We start from the raw sequence: 16,568 nt of genomic DNA on the forward strand, positions 1-16,568 counted from the left end.
AACCAGCTGGCGGTGGCGGCGCGCGACACGGCGCAGAAGGGCGGCAGCGTCGTGGCCGATGCCGTCACCGCGGTGACGCAGATCGAACAGAGCGCGCAGAAGATTTCCGATATCGTCGGCCTGATCGACGAGATCGCCTTCCAGACCAACCTGCTGGCGCTCAATGCGAGCGTTGAAGCTGCGCGTGCCGGCGAAGCCGGCAAGGGCTTTGCCGTGGTGGCGCAGGAAGTGCGCGCGCTCGCCCAGCGTTCGGCCAATGCCAGCAAGGATATCAAGGCGCTGATCAGTGCATCCAATGCCCAGGTGAAAACCGGCGCCACGCTGGTGAACCAGACCGGCGCCTCGCTCACCGAGATCGTCGTCGCCATCAAGAAGGTGTCGGATATCGTGGCCGAGATCGCCGCCGCCTCGCGCGAACAGGCGACGGGGTTGGAGCAGATCAACACCGCTGTGGCCGGCATGGACGAGATGACCCAGCGCAATGCTGCGCTGGTGGAGGAAACCACGGCGGCGGCGCAGGCGCTGAACGGCCAGGCGGGTGAACTGGCCGATGCGGTCGGCTTCTTCCGCCAGGGCGATGCGCCGGCTGCTGCAGCAGCGCCGGTTCAGTCCGCACCGGTTCAAGCCGCACCGGTGCCTGTCGCCGCTGCACCCGCGGCCAAGCCGGTGACCAAGCTGATGGTGGTGAAAGCGCCAACCGCGGCGCCGGCGCCAAGGCCGGTGGCGAAACCGGCCCCGCGGCCCGTGCCGGTCGCTGCCGCCGATGACGACTGGCAGGAATTCTGAGGGCGGGGGCTGTTGCCCCGTCCGCAAAGTGTCTGGAATGCCTGGATCAGAACGCTGAATCGGGATTGTATCAACCGCAGAGTCCGGCAGAGGCGAATAGACGAGACGGCGGAGATTGACTCCTATGGCAAAATTGCCATATAATCCCTACAAGCTGATCTGGATGGGAGACAGCCTCGAGGTTCTCTCCGCATTCCCGCCCGATGCCAAACGCCAGCTCGGTTTTGGCGTGCGGCAAGTCCAGAATGGCCTGACACCGCCATTTGCAAAGCGCCTCAAGACCTTCGGCAGGGATGTGTACGAACTCATATCAAACGATCATGGGAACACGTACCGGGTTGCCTATCTGATCAAGATGAAAAAGGGGGTCTATGTTCTGGATGCCTTCATGAAGAAATCCAAAAAAGGCATCGGGATTCCCCAGGAAGACAAGGCACGCATACTGGCGCGCCTGAAGCGGGCCATAGAGCGGGATGAGGAGTGAGACATGGCAAGGGACATGAAAAAGAGCCAGGGCAACGTCTTCTCGGATATCGGCTTCAGCAAATTCGAGGCGGAAGAACTGGCGGTTAAATCCGATCTGATCTCCCTGATCGGCATTGCGATTAAAACGCGCAAGCTGTCGCAGACAGCAGCGGCCAGGCTATGCGGCACGCATCAGGCCTCCCTGTCGAAAATTCTGTCGGGCAAGCTGGACAGCGTGACGATCGATCAGCTGGCGAAATGGATGGTTGCGCTGGGCGGCAGCGTCAGCATCAACGTCAAGCAGCCCAAGGCCTCGTCTTCCATGAAGACAGGCTCACTGACGCTGGAGCTGCGCTAAGCTTTCAGGCGCCGAGTTTGAAGCCCCCGCGTTGGGGGCTTTTTCTTTATACGGCTTTGGTGCTGTATTAGGCATGCGCTTTGATGCTTTGTCGCGCTTTGCATCATCGGAGGGTTTAGATATGCACACTCCAATAACTGAACTTCCAAAAGCCAGCACGGAAATTGAAGCTGATATGGTGGCCTTAATCGGCCGACTGATGGTGCAGTGGTCAAACTTGGAAAGCTGGTTCATAGCACTGCTGGCGCAGCTTCTAAAATCGGATACCCATAGAGCCGAGATTGTCTTTTATACTATCACAACTGCGATTTCGCGACGGGCTCTACTGAACCGTGTTTTTATGACCTATGTCGCAGACGAGGAACTCCAAAAAAGATTCTCGTCTCTACTAGGCAAGTTCAAAGCTGTCACAGCAATTCGCAACAGGTTTGCACATTCTCAATATCAATTCCAAATCAACAACCAACATATGGTGATATCGAGTTTCCCCAATGACTTTGATGGGTCAACTTGGACCGAAAAGCGCTCTATCGACAAAGCATTGCTGGGCGAGGTTAAGCAGGGGATTTTAAACTGCCTGAATGCTCAGGAAGAGCTATTCGCGCTTCTGAAAGACATTGAACCAAAGATTTCAGAGACTCCCATAAAGCCTCTTCATAAGCACGCCGACATTCCGTAGAAGTCCAATCGCACTGCCTCGTCGTTAGGCTTTTTTAAGAGCATGGAAGCCTAGCCGTGACGGTTTCCTGAATTGGACTGGTTTGGAAACCGTCTGTGTCGGGTTGCAATAATATTGCATGAGTTCTCTTTTTGTTCTATATTGAAATAGAACTTAGCAGAGTACCGACACAGTCTGAAAATTTCAGGATGCGTCGGATGCCGGCAACGAGCCCGAGCGAACCCGAGCGAACCTGAACGAACCTGAACGAACCTGAACGAACCTGAACGAACCTCAACGGACCCGAACGGACCTGAACGAACCCCAACGAACCCGGCCGAAGCCGCCGCCAGCCGGCAGAGTGCTGACAGAAACTGGCAGTGGTTTATGGCACTCTCCCCCCATGTCCCGCGCTGAACGCCTGCTCGCCCTGATCCAGTGTCTCCGCCGCCACCGCCAGCCGGTCAGCGGCCAGAGCCTCGCCACCGAACTCGGCATTAGCTTACGCACGCTCTATCGCGACATCGCCAGCCTGCAGAGCCAGGGCGCCAGCATCGATGGCGAGCCCGGCGTGGGCTATGTGCTGCGGCCGGGTTTCATGCTGCCGCCGCTGATGTTCTCGGAAGAGGAACTCGAGGCGCTGATGCTCGGCTCGCGCTGGGTCGCCGAACGCGCCGATGCGCGGCTGGGCGCTGCCGCGCGCAATGCCATCGCCCGCATCGGTGCGGTGCTGCCGGCCGACCTGCGCGACACGCTGGACAGCGAAAGCCTGCTCATCGTCGGGCCGATGCCGGTGGCGGCCGGCGATACCGAGCTGGCGACGATCCGCCAGCAGATCCGCAACGAACATAAACTGCAGATCGATTATCGCGATGAATCCGAACGCGCCAGCGCGCGCATCATCTGGCCGTTTGCGCTCGCCTTCTTCGAACGCGTGCGCGTCGTCGTCGCCTGGTGCGAGCTGCGCCAGGCCTTCCGCCATTTCCGCACCGACCGCATCGTCACGCTCACGCCGCTGGCGCAGCGCTACCCCAGGCGCCGCGCCGTGCTGATGAAGGCCTGGCGCGAAGAGGAAGCGATCCGCAATCCGCCATGCTGACCACCGCCACACACGACACACCAGAGACCCCGATGACGCAGACGCCGCCCATCACCGATCATCCCCGGCACTGGATCGCCGTTGCCTCCTTCGACCATGTGCGGCGCGGCCGCGCCGGCGGCTTCATGCAGGTCTGCCATGGCCGCGAGGCGCCGCTGCTGCGCATCGCACCGGGCGACAGCGTTGCCTATTACTCGCCGCATGCGGCCTTCCAGGGCCGCGACCGGCTGCAGGCCTTCACCGCCTTCGGCGTGGTGGCGGCGGGCAAGCCCTACCAGGTCGATATGGGCGGCGGCTTCACGCCCTGGCGCCGCGATGTCGACTGGCATGCCTCGGTCGAGGCGCCGATTGCCCCGCTGCTGCAGCAGCTGGACTTCACCGCCGGCCAGCACAACTGGGGCTACCGCTTCCGCTTCGGCCTCTGCGCGGTGTCGGCCGCCGACATGCGGCTGATCGCACGCGCCATGGGGGCGCAGCGCCTGCTCAACATGGCGGCGTGACCGGCGCGCAGTGTTCCCTGCGACTGGACTTTTGCCGGCGGCGCCCTTCTATTCACGGTTCCACTTTTTGCGCGGAGCCGTCATGCAGCTGCATCTGAGTACCTGGGCCGAGGTCGAGACCTATCTGAAGCGCTCGACCGGCATCATCATCCCGATCGGCTCCACCGAGCAGCATGGCCCCAACGGCCTGATCGGCACCGATGCGATCTGCGCCGAGGTGTTTGCCGCCCAGGTCGGCAAGGCCGCCGATGCGCTGGTCGGCCCCAGCATCAATGTGGGCATGGCGCAGCATCACCTGGGCTTTCCCGGTTCGATGACGCTGCGGCCCACCACGCTGATCGCCGTGATCCGCGACATGGTGGCCAGCTTGAGCCGTCACGGCTTCGACCGCTTCTTCTTCCTCAACGGCCATGGCGGCAATATCGCCACCGCCACCGCGGCGTTTTCGGAAATCTATGCCGAGGCCTCACTGGCGCCGCCGGGCCATAACGTGCCCAGCATCCGCTGCACCATCCGGAACTGGTGGGAGGCGCCGAGCGCCAAGCGGCTGTCCAACAGCCTGTTCCCGGGTGAAGAGGGCAGCCATGCCACGCCATCCGAAGTCTCGGTCACCTATCATGCCTATCCGGACGCGGTGAAAAGCGTGGAGATGACGCCGCGCGTCGCGCCCCATGGCAGCTTCACCGATGCCGCCGATTATCGCCGCCGCTTCGCCGATGGCCGCATCGGCTCCAACCCGGCGCTGGCGACGAAAGAGCATGGCAAGACCATCATGGAGGCCGTGGTGCCGGAACTGGCCGAGAGCTACAAGGCGTTTCTGACGGCATGAGCCGGGACGTCCTCGCCGCCTATTACGCCGCCCTGCGCGATGGCGATTTCGCCAAGCTGGAGCAGCTCGTCACCCCCGATGTCTGCGTGCAGTATTACGGCCCGCCGGGCCTGCTGCCCTGGGTCGGGCGCCATGACGGTTTCGCCGGCTACAAAACCTTTCTCGACAGGGTGCGCGCCGCACTGGAGATCGTCGCGGTGACGCCGGAAGCCACGATTGCCGAGGGCGACTGGGTGGTGATGCTGGGCCGCGGCCTGTGGCGCGCGCGGGCCAGCGGCCGCGAGGTGCAGGTCAACATGACCAATGCGTTCCGTTTCCGCGACGGCCGCATCGCCGAATACCGCGTTTACACCGATACCGCCGCCTTTGCCGCGCTGCTGGCCTGAACGCAAGAAACGGGAAGCGCCGCGGCGCTGCGCGCAGTAGAGAAGGCGCATGAGCGATCTCGCCACACGGATTGATTCACTGCCCTGGCCGGCACTGACCGACCGCCTCGATGCATCGGGCTTCGCCACCACCGGCCCACTGCTGACAGCAGATGAATGCGCCGCGCTGGTCGCGCTCTATGACCAGCCTGATCCCTTCCGCAGCCGCGTGGTGATGGCGCGCCACGGCTTCGGCCAGGGCGAATACCGCTATTTCAAGTATCCGCTGCCCGATATCATCGCCACCCTGCGCAGCCGGCTCTATCCGCAGCTGGTGCCGCTGGCCAATCGCTGGCAGCTGGCGCTGGGTTTGCCGACACAGTTTCCCGCCGGCCATGCCGACTATATCGCGCGCTGCCATGCCGCCGGGCAGACTCGGCCGACGCCGCTGCTGCTGCAATACGGTCCCGGCGATTACAACCGCCTGCACCAGGATCTCTATGGCGAGCTGGTGTTTCCGCTGCAGCTCACCATCCTGCTCAGCGATCCGGCAGCATTCAGCGGCGGCGAATTCGTGCTGGTGGAAAACAAGCCGCGCAGCCAGAGCCGCGCCGAGGTGGTGCGGCTGCAGCAGGGCGAGGCGGTGATCTTCGCGGTCAACCAGCGACCGGTGAGCGGCACACGCGGCAGCTATCGTGTTGCGCTGCGTCATGGCGTCTCGACGCTGCACAGCGGCATCCGGCACACGCTGGGCATCATCTTCCACGATGCCGGATAGGGCCCGCATGTTGCCGGCTTTGATCAGGATCAATGCCGGATGTGCCACCGCATCCTAGCCTTTCACCATGCCTGCTGCTACCCCATCCCAGATTGCCGCCCCGGCCTTGGCGCTGCTCCAGATCGAGCAGGCGCTGGTCGGTCCGGGCACCGAACTCTCGCCGCTGGCGCGTCTGGTCGGCTGGCGCCTGAACGTGCTGTCCTTCTGCGCCTTCCTGCGCGGCCTGCCGGTGGCCGATGCGGCGCTGGGCAAACTGCTGGCACCGGGCTTTGCCACCTTCCTGTCGCAGGATTTCATCAGCCTGATCGCCGAGGAGGAAGAGGGCCTGCTGCCCCTGCTGCAGCGTCGCCTGCTGCTCGGCGACAACCTGGACGACGTGATCTCGCAGCTCAGCGACGAGCATCGCCAGGAGCGCGAGCTGGCCCGGACACTGGCGGCGCAATGCCTTGATTTTGCCGGCGGCACCGATGCCGACTGGCCGGAACTCTGCGACGCCCTGACGCAGTTTGCCGAACGCCAGCGGCGTCATCTACTGTGGGAGGATGCGACGATTTTGCCACTGGCGCGCGACCGTCTCTCGGCAGAGGATATGAATCGCTGGGGCGCCGATATGGATCGTCGCTACCGCGCGCGCCAACCGCACTGACCGTGGAGCGCGCCGCAATGCCGGACGACCACGACGAAAGGCGACCGATGGCCGAGATTCATGCCCTGCCCATTCGCAAACATGCCGCGCCGGCGCAGAAGCATCCCGATCCCTGCGAAACCTGCACGGCACGCAGCCTGACGATTTGCGCGGCACTGACCAACGAGGAGCAGTCCAGGATGGGCGCCCTGGCCGGCGCGATGTGGTTCCAGCCGCATCAGGTGCTGTTCCAGGAAGGCGATGCTGCCGACCATGTCTACAACATCACCTGCGGTAGCGTGTCGCTATCAAAATCCATGAGCGATGGCCGCCGCCAGATCACCGGCTTCCTCGGGCCGGGCGATTTTCTCGGCCTCAACACCCGCGACACCTACAGCGTGAGCGCGGAGGCGCTGATCGATACCAAGGTCTGCCGCTTTTCGCGCTCGGCCTTCCGCAAACTGCTGTCCGACATGCCGAGCCTGGAGCATCGCCTGCTGGCGGTGGCGGAAACCGAACTCGCCACGGCGCAGGAGCAGATCCTGCTGCTCGGCCGCAAGACGGCGATGGAGCGCATCGCCTCCTTCCTGCTGCTGCAGGTCAACCGCGTAACCGCCCGCGGCCTGCCGCCCAATCCGATTGCCTTGCCGATGACGCGGGCCGAGGTGGCCGATTATCTCGGGCTCACCATCGAGACCGTCAGCCGCTGTTTCACCAAGCTGCGCAAGCTCGACATCATCAGCCTGCCGGCATCAGATCGCGTGCTGATCAAGCAGACCGACCGGCTGAAGGCCCTGTCGGAATCGACCTGACGAGACGTATCGTCAGGCTGTGCTGCCGGCCGTCATGAGCGCGGCGGCCAGATATGAACCGAGATGGGCTGCTCGCGCCCGTCCAGCCGTCGATCCCCGGCACTCTCGAAACGCGGCAGGTTTGCATCATGCAGCGCCGCTTCGGTCAGGGTTTCATCTGACACCGCGATGCGGCAGTCGAGCTGGCGCGTCAGCGTTTCCAGCCGGCTGGCAATATTGACGGCATCGCCCACGACGGTGAATTCCAGGCGCTGGGCGCTGCCGATATTGCCCACCACCACAGCGCCGTAATGCACGCCGACCGAGAGCCGTACCTGGGCCGCACCGCGCTCGGCGCGTTTGGCGTTCCAGCGCCCGATCTCGGCCTGCAGGTCAATCGCACAGCGGATGGCGCGGGCGGCGGCATCGGGCATCTCGCCCATGCCGCCGAAGGTGGCGAGGAAGCCATCGCCGAGATATTTGTCGAGCGAGCCGCCATGGGCGAAGACCACGCCGCTGCCGCGTTCGTGAAAACTCTTCAGCAGCCGCACCACGCGGTCGGGCGCCATGCGTTCCGACAGGCCGGTGAAGCCGACGATATCGGCGAACAGCACGGCGACACGCCGGTTGGTCGGCGCGCCGAAGGCGCGCTCGCTGGTGATGATCGCATCGGCCACATCGGGGGAAACGTAGCGGGCGAGGTCGGCACGGGCGATCTCGGCGCGCGTCTGGCGTAGCAACAGGGCGCGGGAGCGCCACACGGCAGCCGCCAGCAGCGCGGTGGCGATGGCGGTGAGCACGACCTGGTTCAGCAACTGGAAGATGCCGACAAAATAGGGATTGAGGATGATCTGCAGCAGGGCCTGTGGCGAGCTGTCGCCACCCGGCGTGAACGGCAGCGTATCGGGCCGCATCGCCACCAGAAGCACGCCGACGGACCAGACGAGGATCGACCAGAAGCCGGTCCAGATCACCTGCAGCGGCGAATAGGACAGCGCGGCGCCGACCAGCAGCAGGTTGAGATAGAGGAATTCCGGGCCGCGCACCCGCATCTGGATCGGGAGACCGAAATCGATCTGGCCCGGCGGCGGCAGGATTACCACGGCGGTGACCAGCACGATGTCGAGGATCACGAAGGCGAAGCGGATCGCCACGGCATAGCGATGCCGGCGCAGCAGATGCGGAATCAGGCCGAGCAGCAGGAAGCCGCCGCTGATGGCCAGGTAATACAGCTGGCGCTGCGGCTCGATCACCAGCACCAGCCAGAGCATCACCGCCACCACCGCCACCAGGCGGGCACGGAAGGCGAAGCTGCGGCCGCGCTCTTCTTCTTCGGCGATGGCGCGGCTCAGCCGCAGGCCCAGGGGCGTGCGCGGTGTGCGGCTGGCGAACGGATTGATCATGGCGGCATCTTCATGGACGCCGAGACCCAGCGGGATCGGATACCCATCGCATCGACACCGGCCAAGGCTTCCTCCGTCGCGGCAGATTATGCCTCTGGAAAAGCCGGCAGGATGCCGGGTTTCAGACCGGGCAGTCTGTGACGGCCAGCATAGTCGGAGGAGTGTGTCGTATCAGGGCGGCCCGGGTCTAGCGCTGTGTTCACGGCAACTTGATGCGGCCGCCTCAGTTTCCCAGCAGGACCGGCACTGTCATGCTCTGCAGGATGGTGTGGGTCACGCCGCCCAGGGCCATTTCGCGCAGCCGGCTGTGGCCATAGGCGCCCATCACCAGCAGGTCGGCGCTGTGGTCGGCCAGTGCCGACAGCAGGGCCTCGCCGGTGCCGATATCGGCGGCCGTGGTGTGCCGCAGCTTGGCGGTGATGCCGTGGTGCGACAGATGCTGCACCAGGCCGGCGGCGGAACGCTGCTGCTGGTCGTCGCCGTCGATGCACAGGATGATCACACTGGTGGCCGCGAGCAGCACGGGCAGCGCATCATGCACGGCGCGGGCGGCTTCACGGCTGTCATTCCAGGCGATCAGCACGGTTTTGCCCGGTGCGGCATACTGGCCGATATAGGGCACCACCAGCACCGGCCGGCCGAGCGCGAGCGCCAGGTCGCCGGGCAGCGTGCCGCCCAGGGCCGAGGGATCGCGTTCCGGGTCGGGCTGGCCGAGGATGGCGAGATCGCAGTGACGTCCGTGCCGCTGCAGCGCGGATGATGGGTCTTCGTCACTCTCGATCCAGGTTGCCGTCATGCCGGCTTGTTTGGCGGCGGCTTCAAAATCGCGGCGCGCGGTCGCTGCGACAGCGCGGGCTTCATCGACCTGCTGTTGAATCAGGCTGGGGGGAACATACTCGCCCATGTAGTAGATTTGTGTCGGGAACGGCAGCGTGTAGAGCGCGGTCACCGTGGCTTCGAAGCGCTTGGCCAGCGACAGCGCCATGGCGGTCTTTTCGGTGCCGCGACCATCATCCGTCAGATGCAGCAGGATATCGCAGTAGCGCATGGTGTCCCTCGTTGTTCGGCCTTGGTGTCTGATGCTGCCCATCCTGCGGTTGCGCCGCGCCTGCCGCATTGAGGCATGTCAATCGGATGATCGCTACCGGAGATAATTTCTTTTTCCGCTTTTGACATCAATCAAGGCGCAATGCGGCCGCGGTTGTGAGACTGCACCAACAAAGAGGAGCGCCGCATGACTTTGCATCTTGTCCGTCTGGAACTCGCCCGCGAGAAAGGCCATCCCGATGGCAGCAGCCTGCATGGCTACGAATTCGTCGCGCCGCTCGATCAGAACGGTCATCTCGACCGCAGCCACTGGGCCGATGAACGCGGTCGCTGCACCACACGCCGCTTCTGGTATGGCGAGGATGACCAGACCGGCAACCTGATTCATACACGCGGCGGCCACTGGGCGTTTTCCTATGATCCGACCACCACCGACGATGACGAAGCGATTTTCCGCCTCGACCAGCATCTGATGCGGCCCGGTGAATATGTTTCGATCACCGAACCAGACCGCCAGCAGCACACATTCCGCATTGCATCGGTCAGCAAGCTGTGATCCGCCGGCGGCATGCCGGCAAACAGACATCCAGGGAGATTGCGTGATGAGCTACAAGGATATCCTCGTCTACACCGATCCAGGCCCGTGGTGCGCGGCACGCTTTGACCTGGCGGCCGATCTGGCCCGGACGCATGACGCGCATCTCACCGCGCTCTATGTCGATGCGCCGCCCTATACGCCGGTCGATATCATCGGCACCTCGGTGGGCGATGCGGTGAAACAGTGGCAGGCCGATCTGCGGCGCAGCCGTCAGGCGCAGGCCAAGGGCATCGTCGATGCGGCGCGCCAGCGCAGCGGACGGGAGATCGAATGGCATTCGGTCGAGGATGCGCTGGAAAGCGGCATCCTGCTGCACAGCTGCTACAACGATGTGATCGTGCTGAGCCAGGACAGCAATCCCTTTAATCTGTCCGAACCGCTGGAGCCGTCGGTGGCGCAGGTCTGCCTCGGTGCCGGTCGTCCGGTTGTGGTGGTGCCGCGCGACAACCGCGCCAAGACCTGCGGCGAGCATGTGCTGGTGGCCTGGAAGGCCACCGCCCAGGCTGCCCGCGCCCTGCATGCCGCCCTGCCGATCCTGGCCCGGGCGCGCACGGTCACCATCATGGAAGTCGATGCTGCCAAGAGCGGCCGGATCGCCGGCGCCGACATTGCCCGCCACCTGGCGCGCCATGGCATCAAGGTGACGGTGAAGCCGATGACCGGCAGCGATGCCGATGCCGGCCGGGTGATTCTGGCGCAGGCGGAGCAGCTGGGGGCCGACCTGATCGTATCCGGCGCCTATGGCCATTCCCGACTCTGGGAAATGGTGGTGGGCGGCACGACGCGCCATCTGCTGGAGCACCATCGTATTCCGCTGTTCCTATCGAACTGAGCGCAGGCCAGCGGCCGAGTCATTTCAAGGGAGGCCTTCCAGGCCTCCCTTTTTCTGCTTTGCCGCAGTGACAATCGGTCGCGTGACCGTTTTATGTAATCAAAGTGACATGGACGGCTGTTAAGCCCACTCCCATATTTTCAGTGTCGGGGAAGCCGTGGCGTTCGTCACGATTGCATATCTGGTCTATCTGCTGGTGCCCATTCTGCTGTTGCTGGTCGGCTCGGTTGGCGAGACCTGGTTCAACACGCTGTTACCCCAAGGCATGACCGGGGCGTGGTATGTTCAGGTGGCGAGCGACGGCAGTTTCCGCCGTGCCTTTACGACCAGCCTGATCGTTTGCGCCGGTACCTGCCTGGTCAGCGCGCTGATTGCACTGCCGCTGGCCTACAGCCTGCACAATATGGCTCATCGCGGCGTGAAGACGGTGTTGCGCGTGATTGCCTTGTTGCCGGTGGCGGTTCCGCCGCTGGTGCTCGGCTTTGGCTTCGTGCTGGTTTTCTCCTCCGACGAACTGCCCTTCCTCGGCTCGCTCTGGGTGCTGGTCGGCGGTCATGTCGCGCTCGCGCTGCCCTATCTGCTGCAGGCCCTGGTGGCCGACATGCGGCATCTCAATCTGGCGATGCTGGAACAGGCCGCGGCGGCCATGGGTGCCGGCTTTGCTGCACGCTTTTTCGATATTGTGCTGCCAAGCCTGCGCCACTCCCTGCTCAGCGGCCTGATCATGGTGGCTGCATTGAGTCTTGGTGAATTCCAGCTCTCCAACCTTGTCGCCGGTTTCCTGACCCGGCCTTATCCGGTGGTCCTGCTGCAGGCGTTTTATGGCGCCACCGGTTTTGCCTGTGCCGCCACCGTGGTGCTGCTCGGCCTGGCGCTGATCGCTGCCGTCAGCGGTGGATTGACGGCGCGCAGCGCACGCGGTCTGCAAGGCGTCGCATCTTGAACGCCGCGGTATCCCTGCAGAATGTGAGTTATGCCTACCCGGGCAGTGGCCATGGCGTGGCAAACCTTTCGCTCGATATCCAGCCGGGCGAACTGATTGCCGTGATCGGCCCCAGTGGCTGTGGCAAATCCACCCTGCTGAAACTGGTCGCCGGGTTTCTGCAGCCCGATGCCGGCCGTTTGCTGCTTAATGGCCGCGATGCCGGCGCGCTGCTGCCGCAGCAGCGCGAAATCGGCATCGTGTTTCAGGCCTATGCGCTGTTTCCGCATATGACGGCGGCCGAAAATGTCGCCTATCCGCTGAAACTGCGCGGTCTGGCAAAAGCCGCACGGCTGGCAAGGGCCAATGCGATGCTGGCGCGTGTTGGCCTGAGTGATCGCGCCCACCAGCGTCCCGGGCAACTCTCGGGCGGCCAGCAGCAGCGCGTGGCCCTGGCCCGCGCGCTGGTGTTCAACCCGCAGGCCCTGTTGCTGGACGAGCCGCTGTCGGCGCTGGATGCCAGTTTGCGTATCGGCATGCGCGACGAGATCCGGCATCTGCAGCGCGAACACGGCATCGCCACCTTGCATATCACCCACGATCAGGAAGAGGCCCTGTCGATTGCCGACCGCATCGTCGTCATGCGTGATGGCCGTGTCCTGCAGGTCGCAACGCCCCGCGAGATTTATGAGCGGCCGGTTGATGCCATGGTGGCGGGCTTCGTCGGCCAGGCCAACCTGTGGCCCGGCAACCTGACGGCGCCGGACCGGATCGATACCGCCATCGGCATGCTGCAGATTCTGCCGCAGCCGGATTTTGCTCCCGGCCAGCCGACCATTGCCATGGTACGGCCCGAAGCCGTGCGGCTGGGAGCGGCAGGCGACGGCATCAACGGCTTCTCCGGTGCCGTGGTGCGGGATCGCTATCTGGGCGCGTTGCGCCGTTTCGATCTCAGTATTCCCGGTGGTGTGATCGCCGGTGAAACCGCATCTGCCGAACCGGTCACCGCCGTACATATCCCGCCCTCGGCGATCCGTCTGCTGCCGGCACAGTAAGTGTCACACAAGCATGCTAGTCCGCCCTCACCGACCGAACAGGAGAAACGGCTCATGAAAACTTCCCCGCTTGCTTATGTTGCTGCGCTGGCGATTGTCGCGCTGCCGGCCCTGGGTTTTGCCCAGACCGTGAAAGACTCGCCCGAGCTTTATGCCGGTGAAAAGACGCTTTACGAGGCTGCTGCCAAGGAAGGCCTGGTGGTTTCCTTCGATACCGGCCCGACCTGGGCCAACTGGGCAGCGCAGTTTGCCGCCTTCAAGAAGCGCTATCCCGAGGTCGAGATGACCTATAACGATCTTGGTTCGGCCGCTACCGTGGTGGCGCTGGAGAAGGCGAAGAACCGCCCACAGGCCGATACCGCCTACTACTTCGCGGCTTCCGCCGTCGATGCGGTGAACAAGGGCGTGGTGGCGCCGTTCAAACCGGTGAATTTCGAAAAGCTGCCGGATGTATTCCGTCATCCGGACGGCCAGTGGTTCACCATCCACTCGCTGACCATCGCTTTTGTCGTGAACAAGAAGCTGGTCAAGGATGTGCCGCAGAGCTGGGCCGACCTGCTGAAGTCGGACTACAAGAACAGCGTCGTCTATCTTGATCCGCGCTCGGCCGGCATCGGCCAGGTGATGACTTTCGCCGCCGCCTTTGCCAATGGCGGCACCATGGAGAATGTGCAGCCCGGCCTCGACTATCTGGGCAAACTGCACAAGGCCGGAAACGTGCTGCGGGTGCTGGGCACCACGCCCTATGCGCAGTTCGTCAAGGGCGAGATTCCGATCTGGATCGCCTATGAGAATGACGGGCTGAAGGCGAAATACACCGACGGCCTGGGCGATGATGTCGCCGTGGTGATCCCCAAGGAGGCCTCGGCTGCCGCGCCCTATGGCATCTCGCTGGTGAAGAACGGCCCCAATCCGAATGCGGGCAAGCTGTGGCTCAATTTCATCATGACTGAAATGGGCCAGGGCATCTTCGCCCAGGGCTTCGTGCGCCCCAGCGTGCCAGGCGTTGCCTTGCCGGCCAATGTGGCGGATCGCCTGCCGGCCGCACCGCAGGTCAAGCCGCTCGATGTCATCAAGGCGGCGGCCAAGAAGACCGAGATCGACGCCGGCTATGCCAAGGCAGTCGCAAACTGAGGCAGGCATATTGACAGACGCGTAACGATGACGCCGCGCCGGGGATTGTTCTCAGCACCGTTGCTGGCTGCACTTGCAACCCCCGGCGCGGTCGTCTTCGCCTTCTTCTTCCTGCTGCCACTTGTCTTTATTACCGGCGATGCGTTTGTCGGGCATGGCGCTGCCTTTGCCCGCGTGCTGGGCAGTCCGGCCTTCTGGGACGGGGTACGCGGCTCGGTCCTGCTGGCGCTGTCGACCGGCATGCTGTCGCTCGGCGTCGGTTTCATGGTGGCGCTGCATCTCTCACGACTGGGCCAGTCGGCGCGCACCGCGCTGAGTTTCGTGATCGCACTGCCGCTCACCTTCTCTGGAATGATCGTGGCCTACGGCTTCATTCTTGCTTATGGGCGCGCCGGCTTTGTCACCCAGCTGCTCGGCGCTCTGGGTCTGGAACCTGCAGCACTTGCCGGTTTCCTGTTCTCGCCCTATGGGCTGGCTTTTGCCTCTTCATACTATCTGATTCCCCGCGTGGTGATGCTGCTGCTGCCGGTGCTGGTGAATTTCGATGATCGCCAGATGGCTGCGGCGGCTTCGCTCGGTGCCCGACCCTGGCGCGCCTTGCTCGATATCCTGCTGCCGCAGGTGATGCCGTCTGCCGCCGCCGCCTTCTGCCTGGTGCTGGCCGTGGTGTTCGGCGCTTATGGCACCGCGCTGGCGCTGGTCGGCACCCAGGTGCAGATCCTGCCGTTGCAGCTCTACAGTCTGGTATCCGATACCGGCGCCGATTTTCCGGCCGCCGCTGCTTTGGCCCTGCTGCTCACCGCCACCTGTTCTGGCATCATGGCGCTGGGAGAATGGATCGCGGCCCGTCATGACCCGGCGCATTGAAATGTTTCTGCTCGACGAAACCCGCAAGCAGCTGTTCGACCAGGCCGGTCGCTGTTTTGATGCGCCTACGCGGCGCTGGCATGATGCAGCGGGCCCGGCAGATCTGCCGGCTGGCCCCGCGCTGTCGCTGCGCGACGCCGCGCGATGGCTGCAGCAGGGCCCGCAGCGCCTGCGCGCCCCGGTCAGCGTCATTGGTCCGCGCGATGGCGGCCCGGCACAGCTTGCCGCCGCCGAACGCCTGGGCGAGATCCTGGCGGAATGCGGCTTTGCGGTGGCCTGCGGCGGTCGTCAGGGCGTGATGGAAGCGGTCTGCCGCGGCGTGGCGACGAAAGGCGGCCTGTCGATCGGCTTGCTGCCCGAGCCGCATATCGCCGACGCCAACCCGTATGTCACCCTGCCGATCGCCACGGGCCTGGGCGAAGCGCGCAATGCCATCGTCGCCCGTGCCGGCTTCTGCCTGGTTGCCATCGGCGATTCCTACGGCACGCTGTCCGAAGTGGCGCTGGGCCTTCAATTCGGCCGCGTGGTGTTCGGATTGTGCGATGCAGCACAAATCCCCGGCATGCGACCCTGTGCCGATGCCGAGGCAGCAGCCGATGGTGTTTGCGCCGTGGCACTGGGATTGATCGAGGGGCCGGCCGCACGCGCCTAGGCGCGGCATGCGGCTTACGCAACATTGATGGCGGATTTGTTGCAGTGCTTGCCGCGCTGCACGCGCAGGACCGTACGCCACGGCTTTGAATCGCGGGTCACGAAAAAACCGCTTTCTGGTCACATGCTGAGCATGCTTGTCAGGCTATGGTGGGCGCCATAGATGAAGCGCAGGACATCATCGCAGTCTGCGTTAAAACCGGAGAGCAGAGCGATGTTTTTGAGTTCGTCATCGGCATGACAGCAGTCATGGCGGGGCAAGAGGGAAGGAGGGGCACATGCACGACGCAAGACGCACCGCGATCCATCTGATCGGCGGCACCGAGGTCTGCTGGCTCGCTGCCGAACCCGCCCTCAACGACATGCTGGCCGACCCGATCACCCAGTTGCTGATGCGCCGCGACGGCGTGCAGGAAGCGGAGATCCGCCGCCTGGCCGCACGCCTGCGCCTGGCCGAGGAAGGTCGCCGCCGGCATGCCGAAACCCGGCTCGCCGATAACGATGCCGGCGAGCCTGCCGCGGTCTGACCGGCATTGGCCGGGAGCCGTTTAGCGCCGTAAATCGTGTTCTGATGATATGCCGGTCAGGCTCAGGCCGCGCCTAGACTGTAAGCAGGGCTATAAATTGCGACTCATTCTCACTTGCATTCGCAGCTGTTCTTCAGTACACTCACTTTCATCGGATACGGCGGTGGATATCCGTCCGTCCAGAAGGATGTGGGTCGAATGCAGGAAAGCCAGAGCAAGTGTCCGCGGACGCGGCAGGCCGAGACCGCAACGGTCACCGAACTGCGCGCCACCAATCT

At 63.9% G+C, this 16,568-nt stretch carries 22 protein-coding genes; 19 read left to right on the forward strand and 3 right to left on the reverse strand.

Annotation, left to right across the window (positions count from 1 at the left end; translation table 11 throughout):
* From AAG799_RS17670 to AAG799_RS17720, 11 genes are all read left to right on the forward strand, one after another.
* On the forward strand, positions 1-786 hold a 786-nt coding region (locus AAG799_RS17670), incomplete at its 5' end, for a methyl-accepting chemotaxis protein (RefSeq protein WP_341898017.1).
* 124 nt (positions 787-910) lie between these two features.
* On the forward strand, positions 911-1,270 hold the full coding sequence (locus AAG799_RS17675; RefSeq protein WP_341898018.1) for a type II toxin-antitoxin system RelE/ParE family toxin: 360 nt from the start codon (positions 911-913) through the stop codon (positions 1,268-1,270).
* A gap of 3 nt (positions 1,271-1,273) precedes the next feature.
* Positions 1,274-1,609 carry an XRE family transcriptional regulator gene (locus tag AAG799_RS17680; RefSeq protein ID WP_341898019.1) on the forward strand — a complete coding sequence of 112 codons (336 nt, stop codon included), beginning with the start codon at positions 1,274-1,276 and terminating at the stop codon, positions 1,607-1,609.
* 73 nt (positions 1,610-1,682) lie between these two features.
* Entirely contained in the window at positions 1,683-2,288 is a 606-nt protein-coding gene (locus AAG799_RS17685) for a hypothetical protein (protein ID WP_341898020.1), read from the forward strand.
* 382 nt (positions 2,289-2,670) lie between these two features.
* Entirely contained in the window at positions 2,671-3,366 is a 696-nt protein-coding gene (locus AAG799_RS17690) for a YafY family protein (RefSeq protein ID WP_341898022.1), read from the forward strand.
* Between the two features lie 32 nt (positions 3,367-3,398).
* Positions 3,399-3,866 carry an EVE domain-containing protein gene (locus AAG799_RS17695; RefSeq protein WP_341898023.1) on the forward strand — a complete coding sequence of 156 codons (468 nt, stop codon included), beginning with the start codon at positions 3,399-3,401 and terminating at the stop codon, positions 3,864-3,866.
* 82 nt (positions 3,867-3,948) lie between these two features.
* Positions 3,949-4,695: a creatininase family protein gene (locus AAG799_RS17700; protein ID WP_341898024.1), complete on the forward strand. Its 747-nt coding sequence runs from the start codon at positions 3,949-3,951 to the stop codon at positions 4,693-4,695.
* Positions 4,692-5,081, forward strand: a complete 390-nt coding sequence (locus tag AAG799_RS17705; RefSeq protein WP_341898025.1) for a nuclear transport factor 2 family protein — start codon at positions 4,692-4,694, stop codon at positions 5,079-5,081. The genes AAG799_RS17700 and AAG799_RS17705 overlap by 4 nt, the downstream gene beginning before the upstream one ends.
* Positions 5,082-5,130: 49 nt before the next feature.
* Positions 5,131-5,838 (forward strand): 2OG-Fe(II) oxygenase, encoded by a 708-nt coding sequence (locus AAG799_RS17710; RefSeq protein WP_341898026.1) that lies wholly within the window; start codon positions 5,131-5,133, stop codon positions 5,836-5,838.
* A 67-nt stretch (positions 5,839-5,905) separates the two neighbouring features.
* Entirely contained in the window at positions 5,906-6,484 is a 579-nt protein-coding gene (locus AAG799_RS17715; protein ID WP_341898027.1) for a hemerythrin domain-containing protein, read from the forward strand.
* A 17-nt stretch (positions 6,485-6,501) separates the two neighbouring features.
* Positions 6,502-7,275, forward strand: coding sequence for a cyclic nucleotide-binding domain-containing protein (locus AAG799_RS17720; RefSeq protein WP_341898029.1), 774 nt, complete (start codon positions 6,502-6,504; stop codon positions 7,273-7,275).
* A gap of 32 nt (positions 7,276-7,307) precedes the next feature.
* Here AAG799_RS17720 and AAG799_RS17725 read toward each other — a convergent pair whose 3' ends face one another.
* Positions 7,308-8,657 (reverse strand): adenylate/guanylate cyclase domain-containing protein, encoded by a 1,350-nt coding sequence (locus AAG799_RS17725; RefSeq protein WP_341898032.1) that lies wholly within the window; start codon positions 8,655-8,657, stop codon positions 7,308-7,310.
* 223 nt (positions 8,658-8,880) lie between these two features.
* A complete protein-coding gene (locus AAG799_RS17730) occupies positions 8,881-9,705 on the reverse strand; it encodes a universal stress protein (protein WP_341898033.1) in 825 nt (274 codons plus the stop codon).
* Between the two features lie 186 nt (positions 9,706-9,891).
* On the opposite strand from AAG799_RS17730, the gene AAG799_RS17735 reads away from it, so the two are divergent.
* The 8 genes from AAG799_RS17735 (at position 9,892) to AAG799_RS17770 (ending at position 16,290) form a co-directional block, all read left to right on the forward strand.
* Positions 9,892-10,260 (forward strand): hypothetical protein, encoded by a 369-nt coding sequence (locus AAG799_RS17735; RefSeq protein ID WP_341898034.1) that lies wholly within the window; start codon positions 9,892-9,894, stop codon positions 10,258-10,260.
* A 46-nt stretch (positions 10,261-10,306) separates the two neighbouring features.
* Entirely contained in the window at positions 10,307-11,134 is an 828-nt protein-coding gene (locus tag AAG799_RS17740) for a universal stress protein (RefSeq protein ID WP_341898035.1), read from the forward strand.
* Positions 11,135-11,291: 157 nt separating this feature from the next.
* Entirely contained in the window at positions 11,292-12,077 is a 786-nt protein-coding gene (locus AAG799_RS17745) for an ABC transporter permease subunit (RefSeq protein WP_341898037.1), read from the forward strand.
* Positions 12,074-13,111, forward strand: a complete 1,038-nt coding sequence (locus AAG799_RS17750; RefSeq protein ID WP_341898039.1) for an ABC transporter ATP-binding protein — start codon at positions 12,074-12,076, stop codon at positions 13,109-13,111. The genes AAG799_RS17745 and AAG799_RS17750 overlap by 4 nt, the downstream gene beginning before the upstream one ends.
* 54 nt (positions 13,112-13,165) lie before the next feature.
* A complete protein-coding gene (locus AAG799_RS17755) occupies positions 13,166-14,245 on the forward strand; it encodes an extracellular solute-binding protein (RefSeq protein WP_341898040.1) in 1,080 nt (359 codons plus the stop codon).
* A gap of 27 nt (positions 14,246-14,272) precedes the next feature.
* Positions 14,273-15,112 (forward strand): ABC transporter permease subunit, encoded by an 840-nt coding sequence (locus AAG799_RS17760; RefSeq protein ID WP_341898043.1) that lies wholly within the window; start codon positions 14,273-14,275, stop codon positions 15,110-15,112.
* A complete protein-coding gene (locus AAG799_RS17765; RefSeq protein WP_341898044.1) occupies positions 15,096-15,764 on the forward strand; it encodes a hypothetical protein in 669 nt (222 codons plus the stop codon). Before AAG799_RS17760 ends, AAG799_RS17765 begins: the two co-directional genes overlap by 17 nt.
* 277 nt (positions 15,765-16,041) lie before the next feature.
* Entirely contained in the window at positions 16,042-16,290 is a 249-nt protein-coding gene (locus AAG799_RS17770; protein ID WP_341898045.1) for a hypothetical protein, read from the forward strand.
* Between the two features lie 90 nt (positions 16,291-16,380).
* On the opposite strand, the gene AAG799_RS17775 is transcribed toward AAG799_RS17770, so the two are convergent.
* Positions 16,381-16,568: hypothetical protein (locus AAG799_RS17775; protein ID WP_341898046.1), on the reverse strand; the 188-nt coding region annotated here is incomplete at its 5' end.

Origin of the sequence: Ferrovibrio terrae, assembly GCF_943371255.1 — a bacterium.
GTDB classification, from domain to species: domain Bacteria; phylum Pseudomonadota; class Alphaproteobacteria; order Ferrovibrionales; family Ferrovibrionaceae; genus Ferrovibrio; species Ferrovibrio terrae_B.